Annotated in this window: 20 protein-coding genes; 9 read left to right on the forward strand and 11 right to left on the reverse strand. The window is 62.5% G+C overall.

Annotated features, from left to right (window positions below; all coding sequences use genetic code 11):
- The first annotated feature begins 14 nt into the window (after nucleotides 1–14).
- From D5400_RS07585 to D5400_RS07595, 3 genes are all read left to right on the forward strand, one after another.
- The gene (locus D5400_RS07585) at nucleotides 15–1,313 is read left to right on the forward strand and encodes a cytochrome b (RefSeq protein WP_126009160.1); all 1,299 of its coding nucleotides are present in this window, start codon (nucleotides 15–17) and stop codon (nucleotides 1,311–1,313) included.
- A 29-nt stretch (nucleotides 1,314–1,342) separates the two neighbouring features.
- A complete protein-coding gene (locus tag D5400_RS07590) occupies nucleotides 1,343–2,197 on the forward strand; it encodes a cytochrome c1 (RefSeq protein WP_126009162.1) in 855 nt (284 codons plus the stop codon).
- 188 nt (nucleotides 2,198–2,385) lie between these two features.
- Nucleotides 2,386–2,928 (forward strand): adenine phosphoribosyltransferase, encoded by a 543-nt coding sequence (locus D5400_RS07595; RefSeq protein ID WP_126009164.1) that lies wholly within the window; start codon nucleotides 2,386–2,388, stop codon nucleotides 2,926–2,928.
- Nucleotides 2,929–2,942: 14 nt separating this feature from the next.
- On the opposite strand, the gene D5400_RS07600 is transcribed toward D5400_RS07595, so the two are convergent.
- From D5400_RS07600 to D5400_RS07620, 5 genes are all read right to left on the reverse strand, one after another.
- The gene (locus D5400_RS07600) at nucleotides 2,943–3,410 is read right to left on the reverse strand and encodes a MaoC family dehydratase (RefSeq protein WP_126009166.1); all 468 of its coding nucleotides are present in this window, start codon (nucleotides 3,408–3,410) and stop codon (nucleotides 2,943–2,945) included.
- Entirely contained in the window at nucleotides 3,407–3,886 is a 480-nt protein-coding gene (locus tag D5400_RS07605; RefSeq protein WP_126009168.1) for a MaoC family dehydratase, read from the reverse strand. Before D5400_RS07605 ends, D5400_RS07600 begins: the two co-directional genes overlap by 4 nt.
- An 18-nt stretch (nucleotides 3,887–3,904) precedes the next feature.
- Entirely contained in the window at nucleotides 3,905–5,008 is a 1,104-nt protein-coding gene (gene ychF / locus D5400_RS07610) for a redox-regulated ATPase YchF (RefSeq protein WP_126009170.1), read from the reverse strand.
- 82 nt (nucleotides 5,009–5,090) lie between these two features.
- The gene (gene pth / locus D5400_RS07615; RefSeq protein WP_126009172.1) at nucleotides 5,091–5,822 is read right to left on the reverse strand and encodes an aminoacyl-tRNA hydrolase; all 732 of its coding nucleotides are present in this window, start codon (nucleotides 5,820–5,822) and stop codon (nucleotides 5,091–5,093) included.
- Between the two features lie 102 nt (nucleotides 5,823–5,924).
- Nucleotides 5,925–6,599, reverse strand: coding sequence for a 50S ribosomal protein L25/general stress protein Ctc (locus D5400_RS07620; RefSeq protein WP_126009174.1), 675 nt, complete (start codon nucleotides 6,597–6,599; stop codon nucleotides 5,925–5,927).
- Between the two features lie 323 nt (nucleotides 6,600–6,922).
- On the opposite strand from D5400_RS07620, the gene chrA reads away from it, so the two are divergent.
- Together chrA and ilvD are read left to right on the forward strand one after the other, a co-directional pair.
- A complete protein-coding gene (gene chrA / locus D5400_RS07625; RefSeq protein WP_205665572.1) occupies nucleotides 6,923–8,242 on the forward strand; it encodes a chromate efflux transporter in 1,320 nt (439 codons plus the stop codon).
- Nucleotides 8,243–8,356: 114 nt separating this feature from the next.
- Entirely contained in the window at nucleotides 8,357–10,192 is a 1,836-nt protein-coding gene (gene ilvD, locus D5400_RS07630) for a dihydroxy-acid dehydratase (RefSeq protein WP_126009178.1), read from the forward strand.
- 78 nt (nucleotides 10,193–10,270) lie between these two features.
- On the opposite strand, the gene D5400_RS07635 is transcribed toward ilvD, so the two are convergent.
- From D5400_RS07635 to lgt, 6 genes are all read right to left on the reverse strand, one after another.
- Nucleotides 10,271–11,203 carry a ribose-phosphate pyrophosphokinase gene (locus tag D5400_RS07635; protein ID WP_126009180.1) on the reverse strand — a complete coding sequence of 311 codons (933 nt, stop codon included), beginning with the start codon at nucleotides 11,201–11,203 and terminating at the stop codon, nucleotides 10,271–10,273.
- An 89-nt stretch (nucleotides 11,204–11,292) separates the two neighbouring features.
- Nucleotides 11,293–11,895: a hypothetical protein gene (locus tag D5400_RS07640; RefSeq protein ID WP_126009182.1), complete on the reverse strand. Its 603-nt coding sequence runs from the start codon at nucleotides 11,893–11,895 to the stop codon at nucleotides 11,293–11,295.
- Nucleotides 11,896–11,986: 91 nt separating this feature from the next.
- The gene (locus D5400_RS07645) at nucleotides 11,987–13,138 is read right to left on the reverse strand and encodes a M24 family metallopeptidase (RefSeq protein WP_126009184.1); all 1,152 of its coding nucleotides are present in this window, start codon (nucleotides 13,136–13,138) and stop codon (nucleotides 11,987–11,989) included.
- Between the two features lie 5 nt (nucleotides 13,139–13,143).
- The gene (gene pgeF, locus D5400_RS07650; protein WP_126009186.1) at nucleotides 13,144–13,938 is read right to left on the reverse strand and encodes a peptidoglycan editing factor PgeF; all 795 of its coding nucleotides are present in this window, start codon (nucleotides 13,936–13,938) and stop codon (nucleotides 13,144–13,146) included.
- 70 nt (nucleotides 13,939–14,008) lie between these two features.
- A complete protein-coding gene (locus D5400_RS07655; RefSeq protein WP_126009188.1) occupies nucleotides 14,009–15,148 on the reverse strand; it encodes a class I SAM-dependent methyltransferase in 1,140 nt (379 codons plus the stop codon).
- 1 nt (nucleotide 15,149) lies between these two features.
- Entirely contained in the window at nucleotides 15,150–16,010 is an 861-nt protein-coding gene (gene lgt, locus D5400_RS07660) for a prolipoprotein diacylglyceryl transferase (RefSeq protein ID WP_126009190.1), read from the reverse strand.
- 175 nt (nucleotides 16,011–16,185) lie between these two features.
- Here lgt and D5400_RS07665 point away from each other — a divergent pair, with 175 nt between their 5' ends.
- The 4 genes from D5400_RS07665 to D5400_RS07680 all read left to right on the forward strand — a co-directional run bounded on the left by D5400_RS07665 (nucleotide 16,186) and on the right by D5400_RS07680 (nucleotide 18,575).
- Complete coding sequence (locus D5400_RS07665) at nucleotides 16,186–16,488, forward strand: accessory factor UbiK family protein (RefSeq protein WP_126009192.1); 303 nt, start codon at nucleotides 16,186–16,188, stop codon at nucleotides 16,486–16,488.
- Nucleotides 16,489–16,886: 398 nt separating this feature from the next.
- Nucleotides 16,887–17,387, forward strand: a complete 501-nt coding sequence (locus D5400_RS07670) for a type III secretion system chaperone family protein (protein WP_126009194.1) — start codon at nucleotides 16,887–16,889, stop codon at nucleotides 17,385–17,387.
- A 61-nt stretch (nucleotides 17,388–17,448) separates the two neighbouring features.
- Nucleotides 17,449–18,225 carry a pyrroline-5-carboxylate reductase gene (gene proC, locus D5400_RS07675; RefSeq protein WP_126012934.1) on the forward strand — a complete coding sequence of 259 codons (777 nt, stop codon included), beginning with the start codon at nucleotides 17,449–17,451 and terminating at the stop codon, nucleotides 18,223–18,225.
- Nucleotides 18,225–18,575 carry a tRNA-binding protein gene (locus D5400_RS07680; RefSeq protein ID WP_126009196.1) on the forward strand — a complete coding sequence of 117 codons (351 nt, stop codon included), beginning with the start codon at nucleotides 18,225–18,227 and terminating at the stop codon, nucleotides 18,573–18,575. Before proC ends, D5400_RS07680 begins: the two co-directional genes overlap by 1 nt.
- Nucleotides 18,576–18,584: the final 9 nt, after the last annotated feature.

Genomic DNA, 18,584 nt, shown 5'->3' on the forward strand with positions numbered 1-18,584 from the left:
GAGAGATTTCCAACATGAGCGGTGAACACTCTACCTACGTACCTGCGTCCGGCGTCGGCCGGTGGATGGACAGCCGGCTGCCATTGCCGCGGCTGTTGCACGATTCGTTCGTCTCCTATCCGGTCCCGCGCAACCTGAACTACGCCTACACGTTCGGCGGCATTCTTATGGTCATGCTGGTCATCCAGATCCTGACCGGTATCGTGCTGGCCATGCACTATGCGGCGGAAACAGGCGTTGCCTTCGATTCCGTCGAAAAGATCATGCGCGACGTCAACTCCGGCTGGCTGCTGCGCTACATGCACGCCAATGGCGCGTCGTTCTTCTTCATCGCCGTCTACATCCACATCGCTCGTGGTCTCTACTACGGCTCCTACAAGGCGCCGCGCGAAGTGCTCTGGATCCTCGGCGTTGTGATCCTGCTTCTCATGATGGCAACGGCCTTCATGGGTTACGTTCTTCCTTGGGGCCAGATGTCCTTCTGGGGTGCGACCGTCATCACCGGCTTCTTCACGGCATTCCCGGTCATCGGTGAGCCGATCCAGCAGCTGCTGCTTGGTGGCTTCGCGGTCGACAATCCGACCCTGAACCGCTTCTTCTCGCTGCACTACCTGCTGCCGTTCATGATTGCCGGCGTCGTGATCCTCCACGTCTGGGCGCTCCATGTGACGGGCCAGACGAACCCGACGGGCGTCGACGTGAAGACCAAGACCGACACGGTCGCCTTCACGCCTTACGCCACGACGAAGGATGCGCTTGCACTGGTCGTGTTCCTGGCGGTCTATGCCTACTTCATCTTCTACATCCCGAACTATCTCGGGCATGCGGACAACTACATCCCTGCCAATGCGCTGGTGACGCCGTCGCACATCGTTCCGGAATGGTACTTCCTGCCGTTCTACGCGATCCTGCGCGCCATCACCTTCAACATCGGACCGATCGACTCCAAGCTCGGCGGCGTTCTGGCCATGTTCGGCTCGATCATCGTCCTGTTCTTCCTGCCCTGGCTCGACACGTCCAAGGTTCGGTCGGCTGTCTATCGCCCATGGTACAAGCTGTTCTTCTGGATCTTCGCCGTGAACGCCGTCTTCCTCGGCTGGCTCGGCTCGCGCCCGGCAGAAGGCTGGTACGTGACGGCTTCGCAGCTTTCCACCCTCTACTACTTCGCATTCTTCCTGATCATCATGCCGCTTCTCGGCATGTTCGAGACGCCGCGTCGCGTCCCGAATTCGATCTCGGAAGCCGTGCTTGCGAAGAATGCTGGTGCGGGCCGACCTGCCGCAGCGCCTGCTTCGCCGGAACACCGTGGTTGACGTCCAGACGAGTCTGAAAGGAAATTCTCATGAAAATTCGTCTGGCTAGCCTTCTGTCGGCCGCCTTGGCCGTCGGTATCGCCTTCACGGCGACACTCGGCGCGCAGGCTGCGGAAGGTGAGACCCCGCATTACCCGATCAACAAGCCGCGTCACGTGGACTGGTCGTTTGCAGGTCCGTTCGGCACCTACGACAAGGGCCAGTTGCAGCGTGGCCTGAAGGTCTACACGGAAGTTTGCGCCGTCTGTCACTCGATGAACCGCGTTGCTTTCCGCAGCCTCGCCGATCTCGGCTACTCCGAAGATCAGGTTCGCACCTTCGCGGCCCAGTACGAGGTTCAGGACGGTCCGGACGCCAATGGCGACATGTTCACGCGTCCGGCAACTGGCTCCGACCACTTTCCGGCACCGTTCGCCAACCCCCAGGCCGCTGCAGCGGCGATGGGCGGCGCCATTCCGCCGGACTTCTCGTTGCTCGCCAAGGCACGCGCGGTCGAGCGCGGGTTCCCGAACTTCGTCTTCGACATCTTCACGATGTATGCCGAGAACGGTCCCGATTATCTGTACTCGCTGCTGACGGGATACACGGATGCGCCGGAAGGGGTGACGATCCCCGAGGGCACCTACTACAATCCGTACTATATCGCGGGTCCTTCGCTTGCGATGGCGCCGCCGCTCTCCGACGGCCTCGTGACCTATGACGATGGTTCGCCGGAGACGCTCGACCAGTATGCGGCCGACGTCAGTGCCTTCTTGATGTGGGCGGCCGAGCCGCACCTTGAAGATCGTAAGCAGACCGGCTTCCGGGTCGTTATCTTCCTGCTGATCTTTGCCGTGCTGTTGTTCTTCACCAAGAAAGCGGTGTGGTCGCGGACGGATCATTGATCCGGTTTCCAAAACCAGTCATTGAGAAAAAGGCGTCACAAGAGTGGCGCCTTTTTCATGTCCACCACGCGCGTGCTTCGCGCTCCGAAACGTCCCAACTGGTCTCAGATTTCTGTTCATGCGTTTTCGGGACGGCGAGCCGTTAGCCGCTCTGTCTTGTCACGCGCCACGCCCTGTAGGAGAGCTTGATGGAAAACCGCTATCGCGACCTCGTTTCGTCCATCCGCGCCATTCCGGATTATCCGAAGCCGGGCATCGTCTTCCGTGACATCACGACGCTGCTTGGCGATCCGCGGGCGTTTCGCCGGGCGGTGGATGATCTCGTGCATCCCTATGCTGGCACCAAGATTGACAAGATTGCGGGGATAGAGGCACGCGGGTTCATTCTCGGCGGCGCGGTTGCGCATCAGCTCTCGGCCGGCTTCGTGCCGATCCGCAAGAAGGGAAAGTTGCCGCACGACACGGTGCGGATCGCCTACAGCCTGGAATACGGCGTGGACGAGATGGAGATGCATCGCGACGCGATCACGCCTGGCGAGAAGGTCATCGTCGTCGACGATCTTATCGCCACAGGGGGAACGGCCGAGGCCGCCTGCAAGCTTCTGACGCAGATGGGGGCGGATATCGTTGCGGCTTGCTTCGTGATCGATCTGCCGGAGCTGGGCGGACGCAAGAAGCTCGAAGACATGGGCATCGACGTGCGCACCCTCGTCTCCTTCGAAGGGCACTAAGCCCCAACGGTCTCTCAGATCTGGATCAGCACAGCGCTGTCGAATTCCATGACGCGCTCGCCTTGAGCGTTTTCGGCAAAGTTGCGCGTTTCGACGATGCCCCAGCCGGGCTTTGAGCGCAGTTCTCGGGCGTTCACGACGTCGCAGCCGAAGCGGATCGTCTCACTGGCGAAAACCGGCTTCAGCCAGCGCATGTTGCGGATGCCGGGGGAGGGGCCGAGGATCGGCGGAGTGCCGCCTTCCGCCTTGATGCGCGCGGTTTCCTTTTCGCGGAAATCGCAGATCTTGCGCATCCAGACGGCGCCAGTATGCCAACCGGACGCACAGAGGCCGCCGAAGAGGCTCTCTTTCGCTGCGGCAGCATCCACATGGAATGGCTGCGGGTCGAATGCTTTTCCGAAGGCGATGATCTCTTCGGCGGTAAAGGTGTGCGTGCCGAAATCCTGACGCGCGCCGATCTCGTAATAATCAAGCGGGCTCATGCCGTGGCTCCTGCCGTGGTGTGGTCACGACGGCGGATCATGGTCGGCTGCTTCGTCTCGCAGACGAGTTCGCCGCGCTGGTTATAGAGCTTGTTTTCGATCGTCACGATGCCGATCTGGGGTCGCGACGCTGACGGGCGAGCCTCCAGCACGGTGCAGGTGCCGGTGAGCGTATCGCCGGCAAGCACGGGCTTCTTCCATTCCGCGTAATCAATGCCTGGGCCGCCTTCGGAAGCCGTGCGGCGGATCATGGCATCGTACATCATGCGGTGCAGGATGGCGCATGTGTGCCAGCCGGACGCTGCCAGGCCGCCGAGAATGCTTGCCTTGCCGGCTTCTTCGCTCAGATGCATCGGCTGCGGATCGAACTGGCGGGCAAACTCGACGATCTCTTCCGCCGAGACCGTGACCGGACCAAGCTCGAAAGAGCGGCCGGGTTCCATGTCCTCGAAATGGATGAAGCTTTGATCGTACATGGCGGGTCTGGCGGTCGCTTACGTGTTGAAGCGGAACAGGAGAACGTCGCCGTCCTGAACGACATATTCCTTGCCTTCGTCGCGCGCCCTGCCGGCTTCCTTGGCGGGCACTTCGCCGCCGAGCTCGACATAGTCGTCATAGGCGATCGTCTGTGCGCGGATGAAGCCACGCTCGAAGTCCGAATGGATGACGCCGGCGGCCTGGGGGGCCTTGGAACCACGCTTCACGGTCCAGGCGCGCGTTTCCTTCGGGCCGGCCGTGAAATAGGTGATGAGCTCGAGCAGGCGGTAGCCCGCGCGAATGAGGCGATCGAGGCCGGGCTCTTCGAGGCCCATGGCGTCGAGGAATTCGCGCGCTTCGGCTTCCGGCAGCTGGGCCACTTCCGACTCGATCGCGGCGGAGATGACCACTGCCTCGGCGCCCTGGGCGGCAGCCATCTCGGCGACAGCCTTCGTGTGCGCGTTGCCTTCCGCCGCATCGCCTTCGGCGACGTTGCAAACGTAGAGCACGGGCTTCGAGGTCAAAAGGTTGAGCGTGCGCAAGATCTTCAGGTCTTCCGCAGCCATGCCCTCGAGCAGCAGGCGCACGGGCTTGCCTTCCTGCAGAAGCTTCAGCGACGCTTCCATCATCGGCAGGAGCAGAGCGGCTTCCTTGTCCTTGCCGGTTGCGCGCTTGCGGGTCTGTTCGGTGCGGCGCTCGAGGCTCTCCAGATCGGCGAGCATCAGCTCCGTCTCGATTGTTTCGGCATCGGCGACCGGATCGATCCGGCCTTCCACATGGGTGATGTCGTCATCCTCGAAGCAGCGCAGCACGTGGACAATGGCATCCACTTCGCGGATGTTGGCGAGGAACTGGTTGCCGAGGCCTTCGCCCTTCGAGGCGCCGCGCACGAGGCCAGCGATGTCGACGAAAGAGATCCGCGTCGGGATGATCTCCTTCGACTTCGCGATCGCCGCGATCTTGCGCATCCGCTCATCGGGCACTGCAACTTCGCCGGTGTTCGGCTCGATGGTGCAGAACGGATAGTTCGCTGCCTGGGCTGCCGCCGTCTTGGTCAGCGCGTTGAAAAGCGTCGACTTGCCGACATTGGGCAGTCCGACGATGCCGCATTTGAAACCCATGGATGGTGCGTCCGCTATTGCTTAAAAGATGATTGGGTGGCGTATGCGGGAAGGGGTCGACGATCGTCAACCGCTTTCACCGTCACTCGCCGTTCTTGTTGCCGAAGAGCCGCTTCAGCATGTCTGCCATCGGGCCGGAAACCGGCTGATTTGTGCCCATGGGGCGGTTGGCCTGTCGGATGTGGCTTTTTGCCTTGCCAGCGCCTGAAGTCTTTGCGGAAGGCGCATCGCCGGTATTTTCCGAAGAGCTGCCGATCGCGGTGGCGATCTTGTTCATGAAGCCGGCATCGTCGCCTGAGACGAGAAGCCCCGCATGGGTGCCAATCGCATCGAGCAGCGGATCGCGCCAGACTGCATCCGCCTTCGCAAAATCGCCGAGCACATGGTTGTGCACGAGCTCCTTCGCGCCCGGATGGCCGATGCCGAGGCGCACGCGGCGGTAGTCCTTGCCCACATGCGCATCGAGCGACTTGATGCCGTTGTGGCCGCCATGGCCGCCGCCGGTCTTGATCCTAACCTTGCCGGGCGCAAGGTCGAGCTCGTCATAGATCACGGTCAGCGCATCCGGGCCGAGCTTGTAAAAGCGCAAGGCCTCGCCAACGGATTCGCCCGACAGGTTCATGAAGGTCTGCGGCTTGACCAGCAGAACCCGCTCGCCGCCGATCTCGCCCTCCGCGATCTCGGCCTTGAACTTCTTCGACCAGCCGGAAAAGCCCTGAGCCCGCGCGATCGCGTCGACGGCCATGAAGCCGATATTGTGGCGGTTTGCCTGATAGCGCGAACCGGGATTTCCGAGCCCTGCAATCACCAGCATGCGCGTGATCCTTACCTTGCGGCTGTTTCAAGGTCGTATAAAGCGATCGGCCCGGAGCGCCAAGCGTCCGGGCCGACCCAAAGACAACAGGGACAAGAAGAATTACTTCTCTTCGCCGCCTTCTTCTTCTGCTTCGTCGTTCTGCTCGATGGCTTCGACTTCATCGGCTTCCGGCGCTTCCTGGCCTTCAGCTTCTTCCTCGGCCGTCAGGACAGCCGGAGCAGCGATCGTTGCGATGGTGAAATCGCGATCGGTGATCGTCGGCTCGACGCCTTCCGGAAGGGTGATGTTGGAGATGTGGATGCCGTCGCCGATTTCGAGACCGGTGAGGTCTGCAACAAAAGCGTCCGGGATCTTGTTTGCCGGGCAGTGAACTTCGACCGTGTGGCGCACGACGTTGAGGACGCCGCCTTGCTTGATGCCGGGCGAGGCTTCTTCGTTTTCGAAATGAACCGGGACTTCGACCGTGACGACCGTGTTCTTGCCGACGCGCAGAAAGTCGACATGCATGGTGAAGTCACGGACGGGATCCAGCTGGTAGTCCTTGGGGAGAACCTGGATCTTCTTGCCATCCACGTCGATCGTTGCAACCGTGGTCATGAAACCACCGCCACGGATCTTCAGCGTCACTTCCTTGGAGGGAAGCGTGATGGCCATTGGGGGCTGCTTGTCACCGTAGATGACTGCAGGGACTTTGCCGTTGCGGCGGAGTTCACGGGCGGACCCCTTACCAACCCGTTCGCGCGCCTCGGCCTTGAGCTCGTATGTGTCGCTCATGGCATTTCCTTTCGAGGTATGATCTGGAGCGCCCCGCCTTTCCATTTCAGGAAAGTCGCGGAACGTGGAACCGCTCATGTCGAGAGATCCATCCGCGTTGCCTCCAAGGGTGTCTACGCGGACGGCGCGTCTATAACCGACAGGTGGAAAAAGCGCAAGCACGGGCGGCTTTCGCGGCCATACGTCAAATTTTGAAAAGCCTTGCCTTGTGATCAAGGCTGCGGCCGGTAGAACGACACGGAACTGTTACACGGGCGCGGCATGGGCGCCTGAGTAAAACGCATCTTATCAGGACCGCGACGATGACAGTGCAGCGATCGACGATGACCAGCGACAATCTCGCTGCCGAACGGCCAACCGTCGAGATGGGCGAGCTCTTTCAAACCTTCGGCAAGATCGGGCTTCTCTCCTTTGGGGGGCCTGCGGGCCAGATCGCGCTCATGCATCGCATTCTGGTCGATGAAAAACGCTGGTTGTCCGAGCCGCAGTTCCTTCATGCGCTGAATTTCTGCATGCTGCTGCCCGGCCCCGAGGCCATGCAGCTCGCGACCTATTCGGGATGGCTTCTGAAAGGTGTCCGCGGCGGACTTCTGGCTGGGCTTCTCTTCGTCTTGCCCGGCTTTTTCGTGCTGCTGGGGCTTTCGATCCTCTACATCACGCTGGGCGATGTCCCGATCGTCGATGGGTTGCTGTTCGGCCTGAAGGCAGCGGTTCTCGCAATCGTGCTGGAAGCAATGATCAAGGTCGCCAAGCGCGCGCTGCACGGACGCTTCGCCTATGCCATCGCGGTTGCCGCTTTCGTGGCGATAGCGTTTCTGCAGGTGCCGTTCCCGCTGATCATCGCGACCGCAGGCCTTGTGGGTATCCTTCGTCATCGCCTCTCGGGTGCAGGTCCGGATAATGCAACGGATGTGGTGCTTCCGGAACCGCGCGTGCCGGTGTCGGCGACCCTGAAGACGCTCGCCATCTGGGGCGCAATCTGGCTCGGGCCGCTTGCTCTGCTGCTCGTTTTCTTCGGGCGAGCGCAGGTGTTTGCGGATCAGGCTCTGTTCTTTTCGCAAACCGCGATCGTCACATTCGGCGGGGCCTATGCGGTGCTTGCCTATGTGGCGCAGCAGGCGGTTGAGTTTTATGGCTGGCTGCGGCCGGACGAGATGCTGACGGGCCTGGGACTGGCTGAGACGACGCCGGGGCCGCTCATTCTCGTGCTCGTTTTCGTCGGCTTCCTGGGCGCATCGCGCATGTCCGGTCTCGATCCGGTCACGGGCGGCATTCTCGGCGGCACGACAGCGCTCTTCTTCACGTTCATTCCCTGCTTCCTCTGGATCTTCGTCGGCGCGCCTTACATCGAGCGCCTGCGCGGCGTGAAATGGCTTTCGGCAGCACTTTCTGCCATCACGGCAGCCGTGGTGGGCGTTATCGCCAATCTTGCCGTCTGGTTCGGCCTGCAGGTTCTCTTTGGCGAAACGTCGAGTGTCGATTGGGGCCCGTTCTCGCTCCCTTCGTTCGATCCGGCGGCGCTGGATATTGCGGCTCTTGCCATCGCGGTCGCCGCCGGCATTGCGCTCATCCGGTTTCACCTCAACATCTTTCTCGTTCTCGGAGCGGCTGCAGCCGCGGGCGTGGTTCTCACGCTCGGCTGAAGATCCGGCAGCGGAAATTCCGCTCCATCGGTGGACAAAGCCGGATGCTTGACCGAAGGTGCGGCCCGAATTACGCAACGGCATTTCCTGACACTGACACGGATTGAAATAATCATGCCCGCATATCGCTCCCGCACCACGACCCATGGCCGCAACATGGCCGGCGCGCGCGGCCTCTGGCGCGCCACCGGCATGAAGGACGGCGATTTTGGCAAGCCGATCATCGCGGTCGTGAACTCCTTCACCCAGTTCGTGCCGGGCCACGTGCACCTCAAGGATCTCGGCCAGCTCGTCGCGCGCGAAATCGAGGCCGCCGGCGGTGTCGCCAAGGAGTTCAACACGATCGCGGTCGATGACGGCATCGCCATGGGCCATGACGGCATGCTCTATTCGCTGCCGTCGCGCGAGATCATCGCCGACAGCGTGGAGTACATGGTCAACGCGCATTGCGCGGACGCCATGGTCTGCATCTCCAACTGCGACAAGATCACGCCGGGCATGCTGAACGCTGCCATGCGCCTCAACATCCCTGCCGTCTTCGTGTCCGGCGGGCCAATGGAAGCCGGCAAGGTGGTGCTGAACGGTAAGGTGAAGGCGCTCGACCTCGTGGATGCGATGGTGGCTGCAGCCGACGACAGCGTGTCCGACGAAGACGTCAAGGCGATCGAACGCTCCGCCTGCCCGACCTGCGGCTCGTGCTCAGGCATGTTCACGGCCAATTCGATGAACTGCCTGACCGAAGCCCTCGGCCTCTCGCTGCCGGGCAACGGCTCCACGCTCGCCACGCATGCGGATCGCAAGCGGCTGTTCGTGGAGGCCGGTCACCTTATCGTCGATATCGCCAAGCGCTATTACGAGCAGGAGGACGAAAGCGTCCTGCCGCGCAATGTCGCGAACAAGCGGGCCTTTGAAAACGCCATGTCGCTCGATATCGCCATGGGCGGTTCGACCAACACCGTGCTGCATATCCTCGCCGCCGCCCACGAGGGCGGGATCGATTTCACCATGGACGACATCGACCAGCTGTCGCGCAAGGTGCCGTGCCTGTCGAAGGTGGCGCCGGCGAAGTCGGATGTGCACATGGAAGACGTCCACCGGGCAGGCGGCATCATGTCCATCCTGGGCGAACTGGAAAAGGGTGGGCTCATCCATCGCGACAGTCCGACCGTGCATGCCGCGACGCTCGGCGATGCGATCGACCATTGGGACATCGGCCGCACCTCGAGCGAGACGGTGCGGAAGTTCTTCAGCGCGGCACCCGGTGGCATTCCGACCCAGGTGGCCTTCAGCCAGGAGGCGCGTTGGGAAGAGCTCGACATCGACCGCGAAAACGGCGTCATCCGCTCCGTCGCCAATCCCTTCTCCAAGGATGGCGGCTTGGCCGTGCTCAAGGGCAACATCGCGCTCGACGGCTGCATCGTGAAGACGGCGGGCGTCGACGAGTCGATCCTGAAATTCACCGGGCCGGCAGTCGTCTTCGAAAGCCAGGATGCAGCGGTGAAGGGCATTCTCGGCAATGAGGTGAAGGCCGGTGACGTCGTCGTCATCCGCTACGAAGGCCCGAAAGGTGGGCCCGGCATGCAGGAAATGCTCTACCCGACGAGCTATTTGAAGTCGAAAGGCCTCGGCAAGGCCTGTGCGCTCGTCACCGATGGCCGCTTCTCGGGCGGCACGTCCGGTCTCTCCATCGGCCATGCATCGCCGGAAGCGGCGCAGGGCGGGATGATCGGGCTGGTGCGGGACGGCGACATGATCGAGATCGATATCCCGAACCGGACGATCAATCTCGCCGTCTCCGAAGACGAGCTCGCTGCGCGTCGCACCGAACAGGACAAGCTCGGCTGGAAGCCGGCGGCACCGCGCAAGCGCAACGTCACAACCGCGCTCAAGGCCTACGCCGCCTTCGCATCGAGCGCCGATAAGGGCGCGGTGCGGATCTTGCCGGAGTAGGAGCTCTCCACGGTCCAATCGTGAAAAAGGCCGGGCGCATCGCCCGGCCTTTTTTCGTTAAAGCGATCGGAATGTTGATCAGTCGAAGAGGCTGGAGACCGACTCTTCCGCTGCGGTGCGGTTGATGGCTTCGCCGATCAGGTTCGCCGTCGTGATGACGCGGATGTTGTGGGCCGCCTGGACCGCTGGCGACGGCTGGATGCTGTCGGTGATGACCAGCTCTTTCAGCTTGGAGGAGGTGACGCGGGCGACCGCGCCGCCGGACAGCACGCCGTGGGTGATGTAGGCGGTGACGCTCGTCGCGCCCTGGTTCAACAGCGCTTCGGCCGCGTTGCAGAGCGTGCCGCCGGAATCGACGATGTCGTCGATCAGCAGGCAGTCGCGGCCGACGATGTCGCCGATCACGTTCATCACTTCGGACTCACCGGGCCGGTCGCGGCGCTTGTCCACGATGGCGAGTTGCGCGTCGAGGCGCTTTGCCAGCGAGCGGGCACGCACCACGCCGCCGACGTCGGGCGACACGACGGTGATGTTCGAGAGATCGTAGTGTTCCTTCACGTCGCGCGAGAGGATCGGCACGGCGTAGAGGTTGTCGGTCGGGATATCGAAGAAGCCCTGGATCTGGCCAGCGTGGAGATCGAGCGTCAGAACGCGATCGGCGCCGGCATGGGTAATCAGATTGGCCACAAGCTTTGCCGAGATCGGCGTGCGCGGACCGGGTTTGCGATCCTGGCGGGCATAGCCGAAATAGGGGAGCACCGCGGTGATGCGGCGGGCCGACGACCGGCGGAACGCGTCGATCATGATCAACAGTTCCATGAGGTGGTCGTTGGCGGGGTAGGAGGTCGACTGGACGACGAAGACGTCTTCGCCGCGCACGTTCTCCTGGATCTCGACGAAGATTTCCTGGTCCGCGAAGCGGCGGACGCTGGCCTTGCCGAGTTGTAGATTGAGATAGGTGCAGATGGAGTCGGCAAGCATCCTGTTGGAATTGCCCGCGAAGATTTTCATGATTGTCCGCCCGTGCTGCGCGCCGTTGCCGGCCTTTTAGCCAGTCTCGTCTCGATTGCAAGCCGCGGCGGCAGATTGTTCGCCAAGGATCAGCCCTGCCGCTGGCTTTCCCACAGTGTGAAGGCTTGAAGGCTCTGCTCAGCCACGCTCTCCATGGCTGCGCTCGGGATGTCATCCCAGGACGTCGCGCCTGCCTGGCTCGGCTTTTCGGCTTCGATCGTGCCGCGAATGCGGTGGAGACGGTTGCCGCTGCCGTCGAGCACGTCCCAGACGTAATAGACCGTGTTGGTGGTCTCGCCGCGCTCGGCCGACAAATAGCCTTTCAGCACGTAGGCGCTGGTTTCGTCCTGGAAAGGCAGGACAGTCAGGCCCAGCCGTCCCGCTTCGGTGCGCAAGCGGCGTGACATCGGTGTCACGGCTTCCAGCGGAGCACCGATGATCGGCATGAAGCGGATTGTCGGCGTGGCGGACTGGTCTGAGGTCGGTGGGACAAGGGCGAGCTCGGCACCATCGCCTTCGCCAGCCGGTGTCGCGTAGGTCGCAGCGTCGATTTCGATCGGGCTGGTCGGATTGCTGCTTTGACCGGCTGTCTCGATGGCGGCAACAGGGCCATCGGTCGATGTGCAGGCGGCCAGCCCGGCAAAGAGGCCGAGCGCCAAGATGATCCGGATCGGTCCGGGAGCACGCCTCATGCCGTTATCCCTGTCGTCTCAACGTCCCGTTTGCAGCTGGGCACACAAGTGCAGCCCCGGGCCAACTTATGGTTCGGGGCGTTCGGCCAAGTCAACGCTGAATAAGTTCAAGCTTATGTTTGGACAGCGCTTCCGGCGCGCCCGGCGTCGTCAGATAGGTTTGCCCGAGCGTCATGGCGACGCCTGCGTCGGAGTCCATGATGATCATGTGGACGAAGAGCGACATGTCCGGCTCGATCGGCTGCGGGCTGCCCTGGTAAAACATCTGGTGTTCCATCCATGACGGCGCAAAGCGCGCGCCGAGCGAGTAGCCGCAAGCGTTCAGCCGGTGACGGGCAAGGCCACGCTCATCCATCACCCTGGCATGAACGTCGAAAACCTCGCCAAAGGTGTGACCCGTCGTCAGCACCGGCTCGATCTGCTGGATCGCATCGAGGCAGGCGTCGAAAAGCTCGATGTGGCGCTGCTTGGGCTTGCCGATCATGATCGTGCGCATCATGGCGGCATGGTAGCGCGCGCTGGTGCCGGCCCACTCGAGCGTCAGTTGATCGGTCTTGTTGAGCTTGCGACGACCCGATTTGGAGCGGCAGAGCAGGGCATCGTCGCCCGAGCCGATGATGAACTCATTGCCGGGATACTCGCCGTCGCCAGCCAGTACGGCGCCCTGCATGGCAGCCAACAGATCCGCTTCGCGTGCACCGGGCTCGATCAGCGGCAAGGCCGCGTCGAGCGCGGCATCGGCGAGCTTTGCCGCCTTGCGCACATGCACGATCTCGGCCGGGCTCTTGGTAAGGCGCAGATTGCTGACGACGTAGGATGCATCGATGATCTTGCCGAAGGATTGGAGCTGGTTGTCCAGTCGGCGCGTGTTCGTTCCGGTCAGCCCGTGCGTGTCGTATTCGACGCCGATGCGCGCGCCGAGCAGGTCCATCTCGTCGAGCAGGTTCTTCAGTTCCACCGTCGGATCGGCGTTGGCGCGATCGGTCCACACGGTGATGTTCTCGATCGTGGACGTGTGGCGTGCCTGACGAAGATCGGCCGAGCGCGTCAGAAGGCTCATCTGCCCATCGGCCTTCACGATCAGGCTCTGGAAGAAGCAGAAGCCGAAGGTGTCGTAACCGGTCAGCCAGTACATGCTCTCCTGGGCAAACAAAAGCAGCGCGTCGAGCCGCTCCTCCTTCATGGCCATGAGCAACCGTTCGAGACGGCCGGAATATTCTTCCGGGGCAAAGCGCGGGGCCATGGGGGTTACTCCGTGATTGCGATCGCTGCGATCTGCCGACCGTAGTCCGGCTCGCCGCGATGGGTGGTGCGCCTATAGGAGAAGAAGGCGGCCTCGTCTTCATAGGTGCAGTGGCCGGTCGATTCTGCCGCGACGCCGGCCCGCTTCAAACGGTGAAGCGTGTAGGCCGGCAGATCGAACATGGCATGCCCGGCACGATCGGAATCGGCAAAAAAGCGCTGGTTGTCGGGATCAGCGTCTGTGAAACGCTCCACGAACTCCGGGCCGACCTCGTAATTGCGCACGCTGATGGATGGGCCGAGGCTTGCTCGGATCGACCGACGGTCGGCACCAAGGTTCTCCATGGCGGCGATCGTATTTTCCAGCACGCCGGTCAGGGCGCCGCGCCAACCTGCGTGTGCCGCTCCGACGACGCCTGCATCCGGGTCGCAGAACAGGATGGGTCCGCAATCGGCCGTCAAGACGCCGATGACGACGCCGGGGATGTTGGTGACCACGGCGTCCGCCTTCGGGCGCTCGTCCCCGAAAGAGCCGGTGGCGACAACCACATCCGGCGAATGGATCTGATGCGGCGTGGCGAGATCGTCGATCGACCGGTTGAAATGGCCGCAGACACGCACGCGATTCTCGATGACTGCATCCCGCTCGTCATTGGAGCCGAGGCCCACATTAAGGCCCTGATAGATCCCTTGGGAAACACCGCCGTGGCGGGTGAAAAACCCATGTCTGATAGGGGTTCCGCTCGTCGCCTGCGCGATCAGATCGCTCTCGATCGGCTGGGGTGGTGAAGTGGCAAGCATCAATCGTCCCGTCCCTTGGTCGAAGCGCGGCGATGGTGGCGACGGCTCGGCAGTCTGTCAATCATCAAGCTCAGCGGCCCTTGGCGGCGGGTTCGCCGAAGCGTGCAAAGGGAGCGAAATCCATCGGCTGGCCGGAGATCGCAAGCACCTTGAACAATTCGCCCATCCGCCCTGGCCCCGTCCCTGCGATACGGTCCACCGCAACTTCGATCGCCTTTTGCGTTTCCCGGTCCTTGTCCGCACCGAGCCGGCCCGCGCGATCAAGTAGACCAAGGCCGAGGAGAAAGTCGCTCTGGCAGGTCAGGCCGAGCACGTGTGCGCCCGAAGCCTGTGCAGCGGCGCTAAGGCTCGCGAAATCCACATGGCTGGTCAGGTCGGCTTCGCCGGGATGCGCCAGCGGATCGTCAAAGGCGTGGTTGCGCATGGCCTGCAGGGTGTCGCCGAAACCCGCCACGCGATGACCGTAGTCGATGACAGCGGCAAGCCCGCCTTGAGCGCGAAGTTTCGTCGCGAGCGCGGCCATGAACGCTTCGCGAATGGGCGAGGCTTCGAACACGGTGCCCTCAGGCTGGCTTTCCCAGTCATGAGGGAGAGCGCTTGCCTCGATTACCGCCGGTCCGATGCCGAAGGTGAGCTCTCCTGCCAGGTCGAGGCCAATGACCTTTTCGCGAAAGGCCGATCCGGATTTGACGAACTGCCGGATCGGAAGCGCGTCGAACAGCTCGTTGGCGGCAAGCAGCATGTGCCCCTTCGGCACATCTTCGAGGCGCTCGTGCCATGAGCAGCGATCGGCATAATCCCGCAGCGTTTCGGCCTGGATGGCGCGAAGCCGCGGGCTCGTCTCCACGAGGTGGGCGCTCCAGCCGGCCATGTCGGCGCCCAGCACCTTGCGGATCGTGCGCAGCATGTCCTTCATCAGCGTGCCGCGGCCCGGTCCCAGTTCCACCAGGCGCACCGGTCTAGGCATTCCGGCCGCCTGCCAGCCGCCGAGCAGGAAGATCGCGATCATTTCGCCGAAAAGCTGCGTGACCTCCGGTGCGGTAATGAAATCACCAGACGCACCGAACGGCTCGCGGGTCATGTAATAGCCGTGTTGCGGATCGGACAGGCATATATGGAAGTAGTCGGAGACGCTGAGCGGTCCGCCCGTTTCGATCAGGCGGACGATCTTGTCGGCAAGTGGTGTCTTGCGCGGTGGGCGCCCGCTCATGTCAGGATGGAGCGCCACTGGTCGAAGCCGCCTTGCGGCCACCAGCCGTGGCCATGGCCCACAGGCCAGCAGCGAGCATCGGCAACGACAGCAGCATGCCCATGGTCAGCCAGCCGCCCGATAGGTAGCCGATATGAGCGTCCGGTTCGCGGAAGAACTCCACGAAAATGCGCGAGGCCGCATAACCGGCGACGAACGTGCCGGCAATGAAGCCCGGCTGCTTCAGCTTGCGGCCGAAATGGATGAGCAGCCAGATCACGACGAAGAGCACGACGCCTTCAAGCGCTGCCTCGTAGAGCTGGCTTGGATGGCGCGGCTCCGGTCCGCCTGTCGGGAAGACGAACGCCCATGGCACGTCCGTCGGCCGTCCCCAGAGCTCCGAATTGATGAAGTTCGCGAGGCGTCCGAACAGAAGGCCGACCGGAACGACGGCAGCCACGGTGTCGAGCAGCGTCCAGGCCGGGATCTGGCGCGATCGCGCAAACAGGATGATCGCGATCGTCGTGCCGAGGAAGCCGCCATGGAATGACATGCCCCCGGTCCAGACGGCGAAGATCGACAGGGGGTTCGCGAGGAAACTCGCGAAATCGTAAAACAGCACATAACCGATGCGCCCGCCGGCGACGATGCCGACCGCCGCCCACAACAGGAAGTCATCGAGATCCGTCAGCGTCATGGGCGCCCGGCCTGTCGGCCACAGACGCTCGTTCGCGACGAGCCTGCGGGCATAGATCCAGCCGAGGATGATGCCGGCCACATAGGCCAGTCCGTACCAGCGAACGGCAATCGGGCCGATCTGCACGATGACGGGATCGATCGTCGGGAAGGGGAGGACCGCAAGCGGTGTCAGGAGATAGTCCAAGCTCTCGGAACCCTGGTTGATGGCGGGCGGAAGATGACGGTGGAACGTGGTGTGGTCAAGGCGCGAGACACAAACGTCCCGACCATCCTCTATTCGCTTGAATTTAGGGCCTCGCGCTCCTAGTTCGAAGGCTTAAAGGTCGTGGTCGGCCTGACAGAGACAGAAAGGGTACTTCATGGCCTCCGGATCGAACCGAATCCTCGACGAATTCGCCAAGCTGATGACCGACGCCGCCGGCACGGCGCAAAGCGTGCGGCAGGAATTCGAAACGGCATTCCGCAGCCAGGCCGAACGCGTCTTGAACACGATGGACGTGGTCAAGCGCGAGGAATTCGAGGCCGTGCGCGACATGGCGATCAAGGCGCGCGACGAGAACGAGCGTCTCCTCAAGCGCATCGAAGCCCTCGAAGGCAAACTCGCGTCGAGCACGACCGCCACAGGCACGACCGCGACGGGCACGACCGACAAGATCGGCTGATCGTCGCTGGATCATCGGTGCTGGCCCGGGACATGCCGCGGGTCGTCGACACACTTATCCATAGATTTTTAATCATGCCCTTCCGGCTCCGGCCGGAGGGAAAAAGACGAGGCGGCAGAGTCAGTTATGACTCACCGCTGAATCTGTCTGGCAGGAACTGTCCACACCCCATTTCCATCCTCCGCCGTGACAGGGCTGGCGCAAGCAATCTCCCGTTATAGACTGATTTTTAATGATGATTCGAAACGGGCTCTTTGAGTTCGGCTTGGCGCATGATGCGCTTGGTGAACACGGATCGTCGTCCAAGGGGTAGGTCCGGCAAGACTGTCGCATAAGCGCCGCGGTTTCCTGATGAGAGGGATACGGGTGCGATGGTTCCGGCTGACAAAGGGTGTGGCATGAGCCTTCAGGAAGTGAGCTTCGAACGCGCAACGAATCCGGTCGATATGATCGAGTTCGTAGCTGCGACGAACCAATGGTCGTTCGAACGCTCAGGCGAAGACGAAATCGCCATGACAGTCGAAGGCAAGTGGTCCGACTACCACATCTCCTTCTCCTGGATGGAAGAGTTCGAGGCGCTGCATCTGGCCTGCGCCTTCGACATGAAGGTTGCGCCGAGCCGCGTCACCGAGGTCGTGCGGCTTCTGTCGCTGGTCAACAGCCAGGTGCTGATGGGCCATTTCGATCTGTGGGAGCAGGAAGACGTCGTGATCTTCCGTCAGTCGCTGCTGCTGGCCGGCGGTGCGGAGCCGACCAACCAGCAGGTGGAAGTGCTGCTTTCGAGCGCGCTCGAGACTTGCGAGATCTATTTCCAGGCTTTCCAGTTCGTGGTCTGGTCCGGCATGGAAGCGAAGAGCGCTCTGGAAACGGTTCTGTTCGAGACCGTCGGCGAGGCTTGAGGCCTTGGCGATCGGAGATATCGCAGCACACGGGCCTGTCGTCCTCGTTGGCGCAGGCAATATGGGCGGCGCCATGCTGCGCGGCTGGGTCGCCGCCGGCCTGTCGGGCGCGGATATCCGCATCGTCGATCCAAATCCATCTCCAGCGATGTCGGCCTATTGCGAGGCATCGGGCATCCAGATCGATGCGGCCGCTTCCGGTGACGTGAAGGCCGGCATCCTCTTTGTCGCGGTCAAGCCGCAGGCCATGGCGGCAGTGCTGCCGACCCTGCGTCCCCTTGTCGATGCACGAACGGTTGTCGTTTCGGTCGCTGCCGGCACGACGATCGACACTCTTCGCGAGGGGCTGGGAGCGGAAGCAGTCGTGCGCGCCATGCCGAACACGCCGGCCATGGTCGGGCGGGGCATTACTGCGGCCGTTCCGACGCACGCCGTCGATGACCGGCAGAAATCTGCGGTCGATGCGTTGCTCGCCGTTTCCGGTCCGGTGGAATGGCTGGACGACGAAGCGCTCATCGATGCGGTCACGGCTGTCTCGGGCAGCGGGCCGGCCTATGCGTTTTATCTGGTTGAATGCATCGCAGAAGCTGGCCGCAAGGCCGGCCTTCCGGAAGATCTGGCGATGCGCCTTGCGCGGGCCACCGTCTCCGGTGCCGGGGAACTGATGCATCGTTCATCCGATGATGCCGGGACGCTCCGCAAGAACGTAACCTCGCCCAACGGCACCACTGCGGCGGCGCTCTCCGTGCTGATGGAAGACGGCGCGATGCAGGCCCTCTTCGACCGGGCCGTTGCAGCCGCCAAGAACCGATCCGAAGAACTGTCCAAGAGCGAATGATGAGCGAAGAGACGAGTGCCGAGATCGCATGGAGCGACTTCGAAAAAGTCGATATCCGCGTTGGCACGATCGTGGAAGCAGAGCCGTTTCCGGAGGCACGCAAGCCGGCGATCAAGCTCAGGATCGACTTCGGGCCGCTCGGCATCAAGAAGTCGTCGGCGCAGATCACCAAGCATTATGAGCCCGGTGAGCTCGTTGGACGCCAGGTCATCGCGGTGGTGAACTTCCCACCGCGACAGATCGGCCCGATGCGCTCGGAAGTGCTGACGCTCGGATTGCCGGATGAAGAAGGTCAGGTCGTGCTGGCAGCAGTCGACAAGATCGTGCCGAATGGCGGCCGCCTGTTCTGATACAACTCA

It is taken from the genome of Georhizobium profundi (assembly GCF_003952725.1).
GTDB classification, from domain to species: Bacteria; Pseudomonadota; Alphaproteobacteria; order Rhizobiales; family Rhizobiaceae; genus Georhizobium; species Georhizobium profundi.